The 17,550-nt window shown below is 37.7% G+C and carries 14 protein-coding genes; 12 read left to right on the top strand and 2 right to left on the bottom strand.

Going from position 1 to position 17,550, the window contains the following annotated elements; genetic code table 11:
- Window positions 1-14: 14 nt before the first annotated feature.
- The 6 genes from I5435_RS07755 (at window position 15) to I5435_RS07780 (ending at window position 7,660) form a co-directional block, all read left to right on the top strand.
- Window positions 15-1,259 carry a Zn-dependent hydrolase gene (locus I5435_RS07755; protein ID WP_337983533.1) on the top strand — a complete coding sequence of 415 codons (1,245 nt, stop codon included), beginning with the start codon at window positions 15-17 and terminating at the stop codon, window positions 1,257-1,259.
- A gap of 135 nt (window positions 1,260-1,394) precedes the next feature.
- On the top strand, window positions 1,395-2,795 hold the full coding sequence (gene hydA / locus I5435_RS07760; RefSeq protein ID WP_337983534.1) for a dihydropyrimidinase: 1,401 nt from the start codon (window positions 1,395-1,397) through the stop codon (window positions 2,793-2,795).
- A 204-nt stretch (window positions 2,796-2,999) separates the two neighbouring features.
- Window positions 3,000-4,367 carry an NAD(P)-dependent oxidoreductase gene (locus tag I5435_RS07765; protein ID WP_337983535.1) on the top strand — a complete coding sequence of 456 codons (1,368 nt, stop codon included), beginning with the start codon at window positions 3,000-3,002 and terminating at the stop codon, window positions 4,365-4,367.
- A 13-nt stretch (window positions 4,368-4,380) separates the two neighbouring features.
- Window positions 4,381-5,643, top strand: a complete 1,263-nt coding sequence (gene preA, locus I5435_RS07770; protein ID WP_024364236.1) for an NAD-dependent dihydropyrimidine dehydrogenase subunit PreA — start codon at window positions 4,381-4,383, stop codon at window positions 5,641-5,643.
- Window positions 5,644-5,909: 266 nt separating this feature from the next.
- Window positions 5,910-7,430, top strand: coding sequence for an NCS1 family transporter (locus tag I5435_RS07775; protein ID WP_337983536.1), 1,521 nt, complete (start codon window positions 5,910-5,912; stop codon window positions 7,428-7,430).
- 20 nt (window positions 7,431-7,450) lie between these two features.
- Complete coding sequence (locus tag I5435_RS07780) at window positions 7,451-7,660, top strand: hypothetical protein (protein WP_069511721.1); 210 nt, start codon at window positions 7,451-7,453, stop codon at window positions 7,658-7,660.
- A gap of 121 nt (window positions 7,661-7,781) precedes the next feature.
- On the opposite strand, the gene I5435_RS07785 is transcribed toward I5435_RS07780, so the two are convergent.
- Window positions 7,782-9,167: a branched-chain amino acid transporter BcaP gene (locus I5435_RS07785; RefSeq protein ID WP_337983537.1), complete on the bottom strand. Its 1,386-nt coding sequence runs from the start codon at window positions 9,165-9,167 to the stop codon at window positions 7,782-7,784.
- A gap of 521 nt (window positions 9,168-9,688) precedes the next feature.
- Between I5435_RS07785 and I5435_RS07790 the strand changes: the two genes are divergently transcribed.
- From I5435_RS07790 to I5435_RS07805, 4 genes are all read left to right on the top strand, one after another.
- Window positions 9,689-11,062, top strand: coding sequence for an amino acid permease (locus tag I5435_RS07790; protein WP_324255187.1), 1,374 nt, complete (start codon window positions 9,689-9,691; stop codon window positions 11,060-11,062).
- A gap of 166 nt (window positions 11,063-11,228) precedes the next feature.
- Entirely contained in the window at window positions 11,229-12,623 is a 1,395-nt protein-coding gene (locus tag I5435_RS07795; protein WP_337983538.1) for a spore germination protein, read from the top strand.
- A gap of 30 nt (window positions 12,624-12,653) precedes the next feature.
- Entirely contained in the window at window positions 12,654-13,745 is a 1,092-nt protein-coding gene (locus tag I5435_RS07800; RefSeq protein WP_337983539.1) for a GerAB/ArcD/ProY family transporter, read from the top strand.
- The gene (locus I5435_RS07805) at window positions 13,742-14,854 is read left to right on the top strand and encodes a Ger(x)C family spore germination protein (RefSeq protein ID WP_024364229.1); all 1,113 of its coding nucleotides are present in this window, start codon (window positions 13,742-13,744) and stop codon (window positions 14,852-14,854) included. Before I5435_RS07800 ends, I5435_RS07805 begins: the two co-directional genes overlap by 4 nt.
- Before the next feature lie 170 nt (window positions 14,855-15,024).
- Here the strand turns inward: I5435_RS07805 and pgeF are convergent, their stop codons facing one another.
- Entirely contained in the window at window positions 15,025-15,789 is a 765-nt protein-coding gene (gene pgeF, locus I5435_RS07810; protein WP_024364227.1) for a peptidoglycan editing factor PgeF, read from the bottom strand.
- A 206-nt stretch (window positions 15,790-15,995) separates the two neighbouring features.
- On the opposite strand from pgeF, the gene I5435_RS07815 reads away from it, so the two are divergent.
- Together I5435_RS07815 and I5435_RS07820 are read left to right on the top strand one after the other, a co-directional pair.
- On the top strand, window positions 15,996-16,616 hold the full coding sequence (locus I5435_RS07815) for a transmembrane-type terpene cyclase (RefSeq protein ID WP_337983540.1): 621 nt from the start codon (window positions 15,996-15,998) through the stop codon (window positions 16,614-16,616).
- A gap of 299 nt (window positions 16,617-16,915) precedes the next feature.
- Window positions 16,916-17,524 carry a CAP domain-containing protein gene (locus I5435_RS07820; RefSeq protein ID WP_025219101.1) on the top strand — a complete coding sequence of 203 codons (609 nt, stop codon included), beginning with the start codon at window positions 16,916-16,918 and terminating at the stop codon, window positions 17,522-17,524.
- The last annotated feature ends 26 nt before the right edge of the window (window positions 17,525-17,550 follow it).

A 17,550-nucleotide genomic window follows, 5' to 3' on the forward strand; every position in this document is an offset into this window, starting at 1 on the left:
GAGAGGACTTGCATATGTATAAATGTAATAGTAGACGATTGCAAGATTCGATTGAACAATTTAGTCAGTTTGGAGCTACTTTAAACGGTGGTGTCACGCGTTTATCTCTTTCGAAAGAAGATATTTTAGCTAGAAATTATTTTTGTAAGTGTTGTGAAGAATTAGGGATGGAAATCAAAGTAGATGATATGGCCAACATCTATGCGATGCTACCAGGCCAAAAAGAAGTTCCGCCAATTGTTATGGGCTCTCATTTAGATTCAGTTGAAAAGGGTGGGAAATTTGATGGTGTTTTAGGTGTGTTAACAGCATTAGAAGCGATTCGAACATTAAAGGACAATGACGTAGAGTTAGATGTGCCATTAATGATTGTGAATTTTACGAATGAAGAAGGGGCTCGCTTTGATCCGGCGATGATGAGCTCAGGCGTCATTGCTGCAAAATTTGAAAAAGCCCAAATGCTACTGTCTGTCGATAACAATGGCATGACTTTTCAAGCCGCACTCCAAGCAAGTGGTTATGAGGGTGAGCAACAACATCGCTTAAAGGAAGCCCTTGCTTATATTGAACTCCATATCGAACAAGGGCCCGTTTTAGAAGCAAAGCAAATGGAAATAGGTGTTGTTGAAGGGGTACTAGGAATGGTTTGTTATGAAATTACCTTTACTGGCCAATCCAATCATGCAGGAACAACACCGATGGCAATGCGCCAAGACCCGATGATTGTTGCCGCAAAAACAATGGTATTTTTACATGAACAGCTTGGCAAGATTGATGAGCAACTAGTATATACCTTTGGGCGGATGCATGTTTTACCTAATATTCATACCGTTATACCAAATAAAGTGACGTTTACAATTGATTCACGGCATCAAAATCCTGCTATTATGCAAAAGGTCGAGGAAGTATTGAAAAACTTGCCTACAGAAGACATAGGTTGTCGTATAGAAGCTGTGAAACTATGGGGAAGAGACACAGTATTATTTGATCGACAAATTTGTGATGAAATCGAAACAGCTTGCCAACGATTTGGCTATACCGCTCATCGAATGTTTAGTGGAGCAGGGCATGATGCGCAATATATAGCGACGATGATACCTTCAGCAATGATTTTCGTACCGAGTATTAATGGAAAGAGTCATTGCGAGGAGGAAGAAACATCATTTGAAGATTGCGCAAAGGGAGCAGATATTCTCCTCGAAACGGTATTAACGATGCAAACAAAATACAGTATGGGGCAAACGTACAGCTTACATTAAAATTTGAAATTTATCATGATTGTTACGTCTCTATTACTAACTAGAAAGCTGCCAAAGTGATGCTGCAATGAATCAAGTTAAAAGAAGAAAGTGAAAATAGTTTACTTGAATATCGACCACGAAAGGTAGGATAGTATGAAAAAAATCATTCAAGGTGGACGAATCGCAACTGCTTCAGATGTCTACGAAGCAGATATTCTTATTGAGAACGGAATCATTGTACAGATAGGTAAAAATTTATCTGTTGCAGGTGCGGAAATCATTGATGCTACTGATAAATACGTAATGCCAGGAGGAATTGATCCGCATACCCATTTAGATATGCCTTTTAATAATACAGTAACAGACGATGATTGGAAATCGGGTACGATAGCGGCTGCGTTTGGCGGCACCACAACGATTTTAGACTTTTGTTTAACAGCAGGTGAAGAGAAACTTTCTACTGCTGTTGAAAAATGGCATGAAAAAGCAAAAGGGAAATCTGCAATTGATTATGGATTCCATTTAATGATTGGCGAACTAACACCACAGACAGAAGCGGAATTACCTGTGTTACTAGAGCAAGAAGGAATTACCTCTGTAAAGGTTTTTATGGCCTATGCAAAAGAATTCCAAGCGACAGATCGCACGCTTTTTAAAGCGTTCAAAATTGCAAAAGATGTTGGTGCAATTGTTATGGTGCACTGTGAAAATGGCTCAGTTATCGATGAGCTTGTCGAAGAGGCAAGACGTGCGGGACATAAAGAGCCGATTTATCATGCGCTTACGCGTCCAGCACAATTAGAGGGAGAAGCCACAAAACGTGCGATTGAACTAGCCCATATCGCAGGTGCAACGCTTTATGTTGTCCATGTTACTTGTAAAGAAGCGGTGGATGAAATTATTGCAGCACGTGAAAAAGGCTATAACGTCTATGGCGAAACATGTCCACCTTATTTGACATTAGACCAGTCTGCTTTAGCACAACCAGGCTTTGAAGGGGCAAAATATGTATGGTCACCGCCACTTCGTCCGAAATACCATCAGGAGCATTTATGGAATGCCTTAAAAGCGAAGCAATTACAAACAATTGGTTCCGATCAATGCTCGTTTAGTTTTAACGGCAAAAAGCAATTAGGGTTAAATGATTTTTCTAAAATTCCGAACGGTGGACCGTTTATTGAAGATCGCTTTAGTATTTTATATTCAGAAGGGGTTGCCAAAGGGAAAATAACTGTCAATGAATTTGTTGATATGATTGCTACAAATGCTGCAAAAGTTTTTGGTCTGTTTCCACAAAAAGGGACAATTGCTATAGGTTCTGACGCAGATATCGTGATTTTTGATCCTAATGTAAAACGCGAAATTTCAGCAAAAACCCACCATATGAATGTGGACTACAATCCATATGAAGGTTGGGAAGTGACGGGGGAACCGGTCACTGTGCTTGTCCGTGGGGAATATGTTATTAAAGAGAAAGAATTTGTTGGTGTACTAGGCAGTGGTCGCTATATCAAACGCCAACTGAAAACGACTGCGGAAACGATAAAAATCTAACTTGTTTTTGCAAATATTTCGTGTGGCTTCAACACTGTTGTCACACAGTCAATGTAGCACCACCTTTCAAGCAGGATTTAAACAATCATGCAAAGGTGTAATTAGCAATAGGTAATACATGGCCGATTGTTTTGACTGGAGAACAAAACAATCGGCTATTAAACAATGGCAAGTTCAACAAGAACACATGAGGGGGATGTGGAAATGGTTCCGATGCAAGAGCATGCAATGACCAAGCTACTTCAGCGTAATTTTGTTGAGTTAACAAGTCGAATGACAAAAAATGAGGCAATGGAAGAAGCAAATCGTTGCCTTTATTGTTATGATGCACCCTGTATTAAAGCTTGTCCAACAAGCATTCAAATCCCAAATTTCATAAAAAAAATTGCATCAGGGAATATGAAGGGTTCTGCCACTACTATATTAGAAGCAAACCCAATTGGTGCAAGTTGTGCAAGAGTTTGTCCAACAGAAGAGCTCTGTGAAGGGGCATGTGTGTTAAATTCCTCAACAAAGCCAATTAGAATCGGAGAACTACAGCGTTATGCGACAGATTGGGCAATGGAGACAGGTGCACAGCTGTTTAAGAAAGGCGAAAGCAATGGACTGAAAGTAGCCATTATTGGGGCGGGTCCTGCTGGTCTTTCGGCGGCGCGTGAGCTTAGTCGGTTTGGTTATAGTGTCACAATCTATGAGGCTGAAGCGAAAGCAGGTGGTTTAGGAAGCTATGGTATCGTGTCGTTCCGCTTACCAAATGAGGTAGCAGATTGGGAAGTCGAGCAAATTGTCAAACTCGGTGTGAACATTCAAACAAATACGACAGTAGGTAGCGACATTTCTGCAGAAGAAATATTAGCACAATATGACAGTGTCATTTTAGCAGTTGGTATGGGGGCTGTGCCACATCTGGGTATTGAAGGAGAAGGTCTGTTAGGCGTGCATGATGCCATTGAATTTGTAAAACAAACAAAAGTGGGAGCGCTTCCAACTGATTTAGTAGGGAAACGTGTTGCAGTTATTGGTGCTGGGAATACCGCAATTGATGGTGCTACTTGTGCCGTGCGATTAGGTGCGGATAATGTGAAAATACTTTATAGAAGAACGCAAAAAGAAATGACCGCATACAAATTTGAATTTGAATTTGCCAAGCAAGATGGCGTGGAGTTTCAATGGTTAACAGCGCCGAAAAAAATCATCGGCAATGATGCAGGTGAAGTGATTGGCATTGAATGCGTTCACATGAAGCTCGGTGAAGCAGGAGCAGATGGTCGTCAAAGACCAGAAGAGGTTGCAGGATCCAATTTTATTTTAAAGGTGGATGCAGTTATTAAAGCAATTGGTCAAACGCGTTTTGTGTCATTAATTGAAGCGTTTGGCTTACAGCATACAAATGGCGTTGTTGATATTGATGAAACGACGATGCAAACATCGAATAAAAAAGTGTTTGCATGTGGGGATGTTGTTTTTGGCAACGGACAAGGAGAGGCAATGGTTGTAACAGCGGTTCAACAAGGAAAAGATGCTGCTTATAAGATTCATGAACGTTTAAGAAAACCAAGCGAGATTGCATAAGGGGGGCAGTGACATGGCAGATTTACGAATAGATTTAGCGGGGATAAAATCACCCAATCCATTTTGGCTCGCATCCGCACCACCTACGAACTCAGGCTATCAAGTGCAGCGTGCATTTGAAGCTGGGTGGGGTGGGGCAGTTTGGAAAACATTGGGTGAACCGATTTTAAATGTTTCTTCACGTTTTGCAGCGGTTAGTTATAACGGGCAACGTGTGGCAGGTTTTAATAACATTGAATTAATAACCGATCGCCCGTTGGAGGTAAATTTAAAAGAGATTTATGAAACGAAAAAAAGGTTTCCTCATCACGCCATTATTGCTTCCCTTATGGTAGAACCAAAGCAAGAAAAGTGGCATGAAATTGTCAAACGCGTAGAAGATGTGGGGGTAGATGGTCTTGAGCTTAACTTTGGTTGTCCACATGGCATGGCAGAACGAGGAATGGGCTCCGCCTCTGGTCAAGTACCTGAATTGGTGGAAAAGCAAACGTATTGGGTGAAGGAAGTAGCACGTACGCCAGTTATTGTGAAACTAACGCCAAATATAACGGATATAACAGTAACAGCAGAAGCGGCGACAAGAGGCGGAGCGGACGCTATTAGTATGATTAATACAATCAACAGCTTGGCAGGTGTTGATTTAAATACATGGAATACAATACCTCATGTTGCAGGTAAAGGGGCGCATGGCGGCTATTGTGGTCCAGCTGTGAAGCCAATAGCACTCAATATGGTAGCAGAGTGTGCTCGTAATCCTCACATTCAGGTTCCGATATCGGGTATAGGTGGTATTTCCAATTGGCAAGATGCAGCAGAGTTTATGTTGATGGGTGCAACGGGTGTGCAAGTTTGTACAGCAGCTATGCACCACGGATTTAGTATTGTCGAAGATATGATTGATGGACTAAATAATTATTTAGATGATAAGGGAATTGCTTCGGTAAAGGACTTAGTTGGTCGCTCGGTGCCTCGATATTCGGACTGGGGCAATCTAGATTTAAACTATAAAATTGTTGCGGACATCAATAATGATGTATGTATTAACTGTAATAAGTGTCATATTGCTTGTGAAGATACGTCCCATCAATGTATCGATTTGTATACGGAAAATGGAAAGCCTATGCTAAAGGTTCGCGAAGAAGATTGCGTTGGTTGTAATTTATGTTCGATTGTCTGTCCGGTTGATGGAGCAATTTCTATGGTCGAAAGACAATCCGCTATTGCGCCAATGACTTGGAATGAGCGCCAATTGTTAATGAATAGTCTATCTAAATAAAAGGTTCATCTGTGTAATGATTAACTGTTTTTCCACCTTCCTTACGAATGATTTCGAAAAGGGAGGAAAGCCTCATGGAGTTGTCACGGAAATCTCGTTTATTCAGTAGAGCATTTTCCCCATGTAAGAGCTAACTGGTACAAAATGCTAGATTTCAGGGGATAATGATTCGATGTCTGGATAAATGCATGCTGTCAGTACATGGTACGAATGATATTCGGATTCCTTGTGCCGATGCATAATCTATTCAAAAAGGAGCGAAATGTATGGAACATGACGGGAATTATTTGAAATCCCCTGATTTACTTCCAGTGACACATCAACAAAGAAATATTGGAACATTCGGTTTTGCAGTCATTTGGATAGGCATGGCTATTGTACTAGCCGCATTTGCAATTGGTGGTTCTGCTATTATGAGTTTACCTTTGCCAATGGTTATTTTAGCGACATTGATTGGCTCTTGTTTAATCGGTGTATTTATGACATTAATTGGTGATATCGGGATTGAGCATGGCTTATCTTTTCCTGTATATATGCGTGCTCCATTCGGTACTTTTGGAACGCACATTCCATCGTTAGTGCGAGGCGTAACAGCAGCCTGTTGGTTCGGTATAAACACCTATTTCGGCGCCATGGCTATTAATGGCATTCTTAATTTACTTTTTGGTTTTAATAATTGGTTTCTATGTTTTCTAGTCTTTGCTGCTCTACAATTATTTAATACTTCGTTAGGTATTAAATCAATTGAGCGTTTTGCAGATTTAGCGGCGCCCATTATTATTTTAATTTCCTGCTGGATGTATATAACATTAGCAGATGCGGCCACAATACAAGGCAAAGATGTCTGGTCTTGGGTTGAGACGCCAACTACGGGTGTAGCGGCTTTTACAGCATTTATGATTGTTATCATGGCAAATATGGGATTCTGGGCTACGTTAGCCGCTGATATGCCATCATTGTCTCGCTTCTTTAATGCACCTAAAAATGAGCGCAACTGGTTTAAACGGAACAAAACCCAGTTGGTCGGTTCTTTAATTGTTATGCCCATCACGAATACATTTATCGTTACAATTGGCGCGGTTTGTTATATGGCGGTTGCATCTGCAGATCCAATCAATGCATTACAGCAAAGTGCAAGTGGCTTGATACTTGGAATTTTATTATTAATGATTGTTTTAGCGCAATGGTCAACGAATACGTCTGCTAATGTGATTCCAGCAGCTACTATTTTCTCTAATATTGGCGGCCCAAAAGTACCATTCTGGGTTGGCGTTGTAATTGCGGGTGTAATAGGAATTCTTGCACAGCCATGGAGCTTATTTGATGTTTTAGTCAACGCGCTCTTAATTATAGGTGGTATTTTAACAGCCATTGTTGGTATTTTATACGCAGATTATTATTTAATTCGAAAAAGACGCATCAATGTCAAAGATTTGTATGAGCTAAACGGTCAATTCAAATATATGAATGGCTTTAATTTAGCAGGCTTAATCGCTTGGGTTATCGGCGGTGTCATTGCAAATATTTTCTCTGCTTATTCATCACTAGTGGGTTTTATCGTTGGAGCGTTGGTTTACTATGTATTAGCGAAGTACTGGTGGTTTAAAAAGTATCCTCAAGCTGAATTAGAAGATCCAAGTGATGCGAAGTATTTAGGGATTACAGCTGGTCATAACTTAGATGAACTATTTGGGCAAGATTTGGTGCCACAACCCGCAGTTGGCTCAGATGACGTTGAGGCAGTAGATCAAACGGAACCACTTTTAGAAATAAAAGGTGCTGATTAGTAGAGAGAAGGGGTGAGCGCATGTCAGATTTTTTACAAAGTACAGAAGAAATAAAGAAAGTTGATGACTTTTTAGACAGCGGCTTTAAAATACAATATGTCTATGAAAACTTAAGTGGTATGTTTGTAGAGTTTGCACGGCAGGAAGAAGTTGTACATTTGCAAATTCTTACAGCGGATGCCCGCAAATATTTCGCCGCAAAACTTCAGGAACAAACCTTATTGCAATAGCTATTGCGTAAGCCGCAACCTCTGCTACCACGCAGATTGTTGCGGCTTACGTTTTGTGCGTTTCCACAAGGGCAACACAGCTTTTAAATTGTTTGCAAATTGTTTGAGTGACTGGCACGATTTAGTTCATCGTGCTATGCTTTCGGCCATATACAAAGTACACAATTAAACCGAATACAAACCAAAGTCCACAAGCAATCCATGTATGAATAGATAGCTGGGAAATTAAAAATAAGCACATCAAGAATGACAGAATCGGTAGTACAGGGAAGAACGGTACTTTAAAACCACCTGATGGAATATTTTTGTTTTTACGTAAATAAATGACGCCTATTGAAACGATTGTGAAAGCTACTAGCGTCCCCATATTGACAAGTTCCGTAAGCTTCGATAACGGGACAAAGCCAGCGCAAAAGGCTACAAGGATAGCGAATACCCAAGTGTTCTTGACAGGGGTTTTAAACTTAGGACTCAGTTCAGCCATACTTTTTGGCAGTAAACCATCACGGCCTAAAGCATATAGCAAGCGTGTCCCTCCATAGGACATGACAAGGATAACCGTCATCATGCCGACAACTGCACCAAGGGAAATAATACCCGCAATCCAGTCTTGATGAACAAGTTGCATAACATAGCTGACTGGATCACTAACGTTTAAATCAGTGTAGGGCACCATACCTGTTAATACAAGTGAAACAACAACATAAAGAACTGTACATATTAATAAGGAGCCAATAATACCAATTGGCATATTACGTTGGGGATTTTTTACTTCTTCAGCTGCTGATGAAACAGCATCAAATCCAAGATAAGCGAAAAATACAAGAGCAGCGCCACTTAATACACCACTTACGCCAAATGGTAGAAACGGTTGCCAATTTGTTGGTTCCACGTAAAATACACCAACGCCAATAAATAGTAAAATAACGCCCACTTTCAAAAAGACCATAATGGAATTTAATCGAGTGGATTCTTTTATGCCTAGCATTAAGAAAAAGGCTGTGGCCAAAATAATAACGATGGCAGGTAAATTGATATACGTACCAGCGGCAGGGTTAAATGACCCTGAGATTGCTGTTGGCAGCGAAATATTAAAGCCAGCAAGGAGCGCACTTAAATACGATGACCATCCAGTTGCAACGGCTGCAACGGCTAATCCATACTCTAATAACAGTGCCCAGCCAACTAGCCAAGCAACGATTTCGCCAAATACAATGTAGCCATACGTATAGGCACTCCCTGTGACAGGTACGCTTGAAGCAAACTCAGAATAGCACATACCTGCTAATGCACAAACAATAGCGGCTATGATAAATGAAAAAACAATTCCTGGCCCTGCATGGGTAGCTGACACCGTTCCAGGCAAGATAAATATCCCTGTGCCAACAATTGCGCCAACCCCAAGCAAAATCAGGTCAAAAGCACCTAACGATTGTTTGAGCTGAATAGTTCCTTCCTTTTTCAATAAATCCGCTATATTTTTTCTTCTAAATAATAAATTTCTCACATGAAAGCCTCTTTTTCTTAGAAATATGTAAAAATCTTATACTTTTTTGACATTCAGGTCAATTATTTTTACGAATTCGAAGTGAAATTGGTCGAATTTTAAGAAATATTAAAATCTAAAGAAAAGAAAGAAGTTTTTTAGTATAAAAATGATAATTATGAATATTCTGAAATAATAATACTATTAAAAAGAGAAGGAAGTTTAACGATATTATTACGCTACTAATATAGTAATTGAGCGTGCGTTATACATGGGAAAAGCAGGTAGTGAATTTTAAGAATTTTTGTTTCTTTAGCACATTTATTATGTTCTTTTAACTAGATATATATGGATTGTTGACTTCTTTAGTAGTGTCTAGGTAAAACTGTTTTCAAAGAGGATATTAAATCGTGTATTTATTATATTAAAATTTAAAAAATATTGTTTTTCCTAAAAATACATTTGTGTTTTTGAGAAGAATTTATTATTATTTATAAAGTAATTTATCGTTCTTATATTAAGATAGAAAGAGGCGTATTCAAGTGGCAAACAAAGAATTAAAGAGAGGGCTGGAGGCGCGACATATTCAAATGATCGCTCTAGGTGGTACGATTGGTGTAGGCCTATTTATGGGTTCCGCTAGCGCTATCCAGTGGACTGGGCCATCCGTGCTCCTTGCATATGCTATCTCGGGCATTTTTATATTTTTCATCATGCGAGCTATGGGTGAGATGCTCTATGTAGAGCCAAGTACTGGATCTTTTGCAACATTTGGTTATAAATATATTCATCCATTGGCGGGTTATTTAACTGCGTGGAGTAACTGGTTTCAGTGGGTTATCGTTGGGATGTCTGAAATTATAGCAGTCGGAACATATATGCAATATTGGTATCCTGATTTACCTGCATGGATTCCTGGGTTAATTGCTATGGTTATACTAGGTGTAGCAAACTTTATTTCTGTTAAATCATTCGGCGAATTCGAGTTTTGGTTTGCGATGATTAAGATCGTTACAATTGTGCTTATGATTGTGGCTGGTATTGGTCTTATTTTCTTTGGGTTTGGAAATGACGGTATGCCAATCGGTTTATCCAATCTGTGGTCACATGGTGGCTTCTTCACAGGTGGTTGGACAGGTTTCTTCTTTGCATTATCTTTAGTCGTGGCGGCTTACCAAGGTGTAGAGCTTATCGGAATTACGGCTGGAGAAGCAAAAAATCCGCAAAAAACAATTACCAATGCTATCCAAAGTATTATTTGGCGCATTTTAATTTTCTATATCGGTGCGATTTTTGTTATTGTAACGGTTTACCCGTGGGATGAGTTAGGAACGATTGGTAGTCCGTTTGTTGCTACTTTTGCTAAGGTAGGGATTACGGCAGCGGCTGGTATTATTAACTTTGTTGTAATTACAGCAGCTATGAGTGGTTGTAATAGTGGCATTTACAGTGCGGGACGTATGCTTTATACACTGGCTATGAATGGTCAGGCACCTAAGTTTTTTGCAAAGGTTTCAAATAACGGTGTTCCGATTTTAGGTACTGCTGGCGTATTAGTTGGGTTAGTCATTGGTGTTATTTTAAGTTATATTGCACCAGAAAACCTATTTGTTTATGTTTATAGTGCCAGCGTACTTCCTGGGATGATTCCTTGGTTTATTATTTTAATTAGTCAAATTCGGTTTAGAAAAGTAAAAGCAGCGCAAATGGAAAATCACCCATTTAAAACGCCTTTAGCTCCTTTGACAAACTATGCAACCATCGCGTTTTTAGTTATGGTGCTTATCGGTATGTGGTTTAATGAGGATACGCGTGTTTCGTTAATTGTAGGGATTGCTTTCCTGATACTTGTAACACTTAGTTATTATGTGTTTGGTATTGGAAAAGAAAGACCTGCTAACAAGCGTACTAAATGATCGAAAAAGGATGTATCTCTTTAATTTGAGATACATCCTTTTTTATAGTAGAATCAAGATTTTTTAGAGATGTTCCATACATAGTTATTCAAAAAAAGGATAAGCTACATAAAGAAATATGTTGTGTTCATGATACATACGGGCGTTTAACGGGGGTTGAAATGGCATGGAAGAAAGAGAACAGCAAGTAATTGACCAGATAAAGGACAAGGTTCAAGAAATTGATGATGTCGTTATAAAAGAGATGGTTACTGATGCAGGGGATGCGACAATTATCTATTTCTCTTCTCTTATCGAGAAAATGACTTTACAATCGATGGTTTTCATACCGTTAGCGAACCATGTTAATCAAATTTTTCAAGTATCTGATGCAGTAGAATTAGACGATGTGGATTTGATTTTGCAAAAATTAGATGCAGGCCAAACCTTATTGTTTTTCCATAAAACAGCGCAACTTCGAGTGATTGACACCTATAGTGCCCCTACACGTTCGATAACAAATACGGAAACAGAGTCAACAGTTATTGGACCACAAGATGCTTTTACTGAATCATTAGAGACCAATATTTCATTAGTAAAGAGACGGATTCAAAATCCAAAGTTAAAAAATGAAACACGCACTGTAGGAACAGAAACCAATATTAAAATTTCAATTTTATATATAGACAATATCGTAAATAAAGAAAATTTAGACACGCTACGAGAGCGAATCAATCAAATACAATTCCCTTTTTTTACAGATATATCAGAGCTCAAGCAACTGATTGAAGATAATCCGTTATCTCCTTTCCCGCAGCATTATATGAGCGTACGACCAGATAGTGTTAGTCAGTATCTTATTGATGGAAGAATCGTGATTTTTATGGATAATAGTCAGGCTGCGATTGTTTGTCCTACATCCTTTTTTGAAATGTTTGTTTCAGTCGAAGATTATTATAACCGTTGGACAACAGCCTCATTATTACGAATGCTTCGATTTTTTGGCTTTTTCCTAACCATTATGATTACGCCGATGTATATCTCTGCTTTAACATTTCATCCTGAAGTATTACCTTATGAGCTTTTGTTAAATCTTCAGGAATCCAGAAGTAAAGTTCCATTTCCGCCACTAATAGAAGTATTGTTTATTGAATTAATTATTGAAGTGCTGCGTGAAGCAGGTTCGCGAATGCCTGCTAAAGTCGGTCAAACGATTGGTATCGTTGGAGGTATCGTGATCGGTACAGCAGCTGTTGAAGCGGGATTGCTTAGTAATATTCTAATTGTATTGGTTGCGACATCTGCCTTACTGTCATTTCTACCACCGATCTTTTTATTGAGTAATACAAGTAGATTTATTCGGTATATTTTTATTTTGTCTGCTGGTCTGTTTGGGTTATACGGATTAATGCTAGCATTTGCATGGCTATTTGCTCATTTATTACGATTAAATTCATTAGGAACACCGTATATGTCACCGGTTGTTCCTCGTAATGCCAGTGATTTATTCGATAGTATTATTCGATTTCCAACAAAATATTTAAAAACCAAGAAGGGTATTTCTAGAGCACAAAAAAAATAACAGCTTTTGTAGCATTTGAGGTGGTTTTAGTTGAGTACAGGTAAGAGCAAGAAAAAGTTATTAAATGCATATCATGTTGTGTTTTTAGCACAAAGCGTCATGATTGGTACTGGTATTCTCTCCCTGCCTCAGCAACTTAGTTCTTTAGGCTATAGCCAAGCATTGATGCCATTGATTTTTGGTGTGATTGCAAGTGTTACACTGTACCCAATGATTTGGATTAATTCTAAATTTCCAAATGACAACCTATTTCGTATCAATGAAATCCTACTAGGTAAATGGTTAGGGAAATGTATCAATCTTTTTTTCGTTATTCAATTTCTCGTTTTTATTGCAGGCATTATTAGTAATTATATGCATCTAATTCAAAGTACTGCTCTTCAAGAGCAAACTATTACGGGGCCTGTTTTTTGTTTTTTATTATTGCTTATTTATATTGTCAGTGGAGGCATTAAATCGATTGCCCGTTTTTGTATCATGACCCTTTTTCTAACGATAGGTTTTCTATATTTTACACATTGGGCATTTGAAAAGGGCCATATGAGTCACTTTTTACCTCTATTTAATTTTTTTAGTGTAAATGACTTTTATGAGGCATTAAAAAGAGGGTATTTATCGGTTCTAGGTTATGAATTAGTCATGTTTTATTTTCCCTACATTGTCGATCAAAAAAAAGCATTCCGTCATTCGTTAATTGGCATTTGGATTAGTATCTTACTTTGTTTTATTACGACAGCGATTAGTGTTATGTATTATTCTGAATGGCAGCTAGAATATGTGGAATTTTCAGTACTAAACTTGTTTAAAGCTGGGGAATTTTCGTTTATTGAGAGAATTGATATTTTTGGCATTACATTATGGGTTTTTTTAATTTTATCGACCGTGGCCGCCTATTTATGGTGTGCAAAAAAAGGGGTAGAGACTTTAGTATCTAAAAAAAGTAATGTTTATTTGTACATCTTAGTTGCGATTATTTTCTTTGTTGTAAAAATGCCATCTTCCAGAGAATTTCAAGATAAATTATTTACAAGTGCCAATTATGTTGGCTATATGTTAATTCTTTGGCCAGTATTATTAATGATGGTTTATGTACTTCGAAAAAAGAAGCAGGTGCAAGTATGAGCAGAAAACTTCTTTATGTAACTCTTTGTATCCAACTATTCGTTTTAGCCGCCTGTACGGAAAAAGAAGTAAAAGTTCCGCTTGAAGATGTCGGAATGGTGGGCATTATCGCATTTGATTATATTGATAAGGATAGTATGAAATTAACCGTCGCCATTCCTCAATATTCACCTGAAGCGCAACGAAGTACGCAAACTTTTTCTGTGACTACGGAACTTGTTTCAAATGGCATTGTGGAAATAGAAAAACTTTCAGACAAAAAAATTGTTTTTAATCAGTTACGCGTTGTGTTGTTTAATGAAGAGTTCGCACGTCAAGGCAATATTCGAAAAGTGCTTCAGCATTTATACCGAAATGCCGAAGTTGGTAATAAAGTACTTATCGCCATTGTGAAGGAAAAAGGAGAGGAAATGCTGAAATATAATTATCCTGATAAACCGAATATTAATTTCTATTTAAACGATTTATTGCAACCTAGCATTAATACAGCATTTAATCCTAATACGAACATCCATGATTTTATGTATACCATTTCGAATCCGGTATTTGATCCTACTATACCGTTTATTGATAAAAATAGTGATAAAATCGAAATAAAAGGGATTGCTGTATTTAAAGGTAACCAGATGATTGAATTGATCACGCCGAATGAGGCACTCATTATTCAGGCAATCCAAGGAAGAAAAAATCTTGCGCCATTAGATATTAAAATGGAGCAAGGACATGGCAAAGAAAAGTTATTGATTGACTTAGTGGAAAATGATGTGCATATTGAGAGTAATAAAAATATGCATTCACCTAAACTCACGATAGCATTAACAATCAAAGGAACATTAAGTGAATATAAAGGTGCACGAGAAAATGATTTATTTACTATAGAAAGTTTAGCGGATTTAGAAAAAGACGTGAATAAAGAGTTGGAGCAAGATATTAAAAAGTTTTTAGATAAACTCAATGAATGGCAAGTAGATCCAAGTGGTCTTAGTGAATATTTCCGAATGTACCATCGCGGAAAATGGACAACTGAAAAAAAGCGGGAGATTATTAGTAAAGTAGCAATTGATGTACAGGTGAAAACATCCATCATTAGTACAGGGACATTAAAATAAACTGATTCAGTGAAGAAAGTTGAATCATCAGAATTACACAAGCAGGAAAAGAGCACGGTCAACCAATATAAATAATGCCGTTATTGACGGGTATATGTTCACAGCTATAATCAACAGAAAGCTATAAAAAGGCAATTTATCATTTGAAAAAGTGATAAATTGCCTTTTTTTTAGAATGATTTTCGCATAATAAAGCTTACATGTCGGCCACATGTTTTGTCTTGGCGGTAGGAGAAACCTTCTTCACTAAGATACGTACATGTTTGATCAATGGTAATTTGTTGTGACGGAATGCCGGCAATTTCACATTGCTTTTTCACAGTTTGCTGATTATCAATGTGATACTTGTTTGTGTCAGCATTGAAATACATAAAATTATCGGCATAGCCTAGACGATTAAATTGTTCATAGACATCACCATCAACCTCAAATTTTTGCTGGCTAAGTGCCATGCCAATTTGAACATGGAAATCCTGTGGATTACAGTGCTCTTGTTCTATTAAATGACGGAAAAGTTTCAATGTCACTTCCTTGACTGTTCCTTGCCAGCCAGAATGAATGACACCGATGACACCACTACGTTCATTATAAAAAATAACAGGTACACAATCAGCAGTAAAAGTACAAAGCATTACATCTTGGTCAAATGTATAGAGTGCATCGGTATTGGCAATGGCTGTATCTTGCCTCAGCGCGCCTAAACCTTTATCTGCTACAGTTGCACGATAAAAATTAGCACTGTGTGTTTGTTGAGTACATATAAAATCATTGATATCACATTGCAATGAAGCTGCTAATTTCTTTCGATTGCTTAACACATCCTCAGTACTTGTGCAGACATGTAGTGCCATATTATTTTGTTCAAGTTCCAAATCGTCCTTTAAGGTAGTTCCTGCTATGAATTGCTTATTGTTGTAATAAAATTTAGTTTTCATATCATCACCCCGTTTAACTATATCGGATTAGATTGCCAATGTATAGCTTATGCAATATGTATCTGGTGTTACAGGCTATTTGACCTCACTGTGTTTACTTATAAAAAACGGACTTTCTTTAAACAGACATAATAGATTCATACCTTATCATACAGTAGCAAAGTAGAGGTTACATTACCAACATTCAAGTAAAAAGGAGTGTGTTTATGAATCAAGACTACTTTCTCTTAATTTGTCAAATAGGCATGGGTCTGTTTTGGATAGTGACATACATATTTATTATAAAACGTGGTTTTCAGGATGAGCAATATGGTATGCCAATGGTTGCAATTTGTGCCAATATTTCATGGGAGTTTATCTTTACGTTTATATATCCACACAATGATTTTCAAAGAATCATTACGTTTAGTTGGTTTGTCCTTGATCTTGTAATTATGTGGCAGTATTTAATATATGGGCGCAAAGAATTTAAAAATACAATGTCTACCACACTTTTTTATACATCTTTCCTTTTTACATTGGCAACAAGCTTTTTAGTTATTTTGGCACTCTCGCATGAACTTCATGATATGCAAGGGATATATGCTGCGTTTATACAAAACTTAATGATGTCAGGGTTATTTATCGGCTTGTTTTTTGCAAGGGGGAGTCTGGCAGGTCAATCTATGTCTATTGCAGTGTGCAAAATGATTGGAACATTATTTGCAGCCGTCGCATTCTATTTCTATAGTAGCATCCCACTTATTACAATTATCTCTATGGCAACCTTTATGTATGACTGTTTATATATTGCCTTAATAAAGTGCCAGTCACCCAAACAATTCTGAATATAGTGCCAGGCACTCAAACAATTTAATGTGGGCGGGAAGTTTTCCATTTATCATGAAGTTTATGACTGGAATGGTGCCTTTGCTGTTTAAAATCTTGTAGTAATATATTCCTGTTACAACTATATTTCAATTTTATTACTGACAAGTTGAGAATAAACACTGATAAACTCGTAATCTATTCGTCAATTATTTCAAATGTCATACAACTGTAAAAATCCTTCCAAATATTTAGTGATGCATTATTTCACTAATCTATTTACCATAAATATAGAGCAAAACAGGAAGGAATGATTTACATGTTTAGAAAAGTAAAAAAAGTAGCGATGGCATCCGTATTATCACTATCCTTATTGGTACCAATTAGCGCAATGGCCGCTGACTCATATACAGTAGTAGCAGGCGATTCTCTTTGGAAAATTGCTGTAAAAACACAAACAGGTGTACAAGAATTAATAGATGCAAACCCTCAACTGGCAAACCCAGATCAAATAAATATAGGTCAAAAAATTAATATTCCAACAAATGAACAAGCTTCTGTAGAGCAAGAAGTAGTGAAACTTGTCAATGCAGAACGAGCGAAAGCAGGTCTGCCAGCATTAAAAGAAGATTGGGAGCTATCACGAGTAGCAAAATATAAATCTCAAGATATGCATGATAAAAATTACTTTGACCATACTAGCCCAACGTATGGTTCACCATTTGCAATGATGAAGAAATTTGGCATTACGTATAAAGCAGCTGGAGAAAATATCGCCAAAGGTCAAAAATCAGCTTCTGAAGTCGTAAATGCGTGGATGAATAGTGAAGGACACCGTGCAAATATTTTAAACAAAAGCTATACACATATCGGAGTTGGCTTTGTAAAAGACGGCAACTATTGGTCTCAAATGTTTATTCAAAAATAAGATATTCAGAACTGTTTCTCAAAGTG

The organism is Lysinibacillus sp. C5.1 (assembly GCF_016350185.1).
Classification (GTDB): Bacteria; Bacillota; Bacilli; order Bacillales_A; family Planococcaceae; genus Lysinibacillus; species Lysinibacillus sphaericus.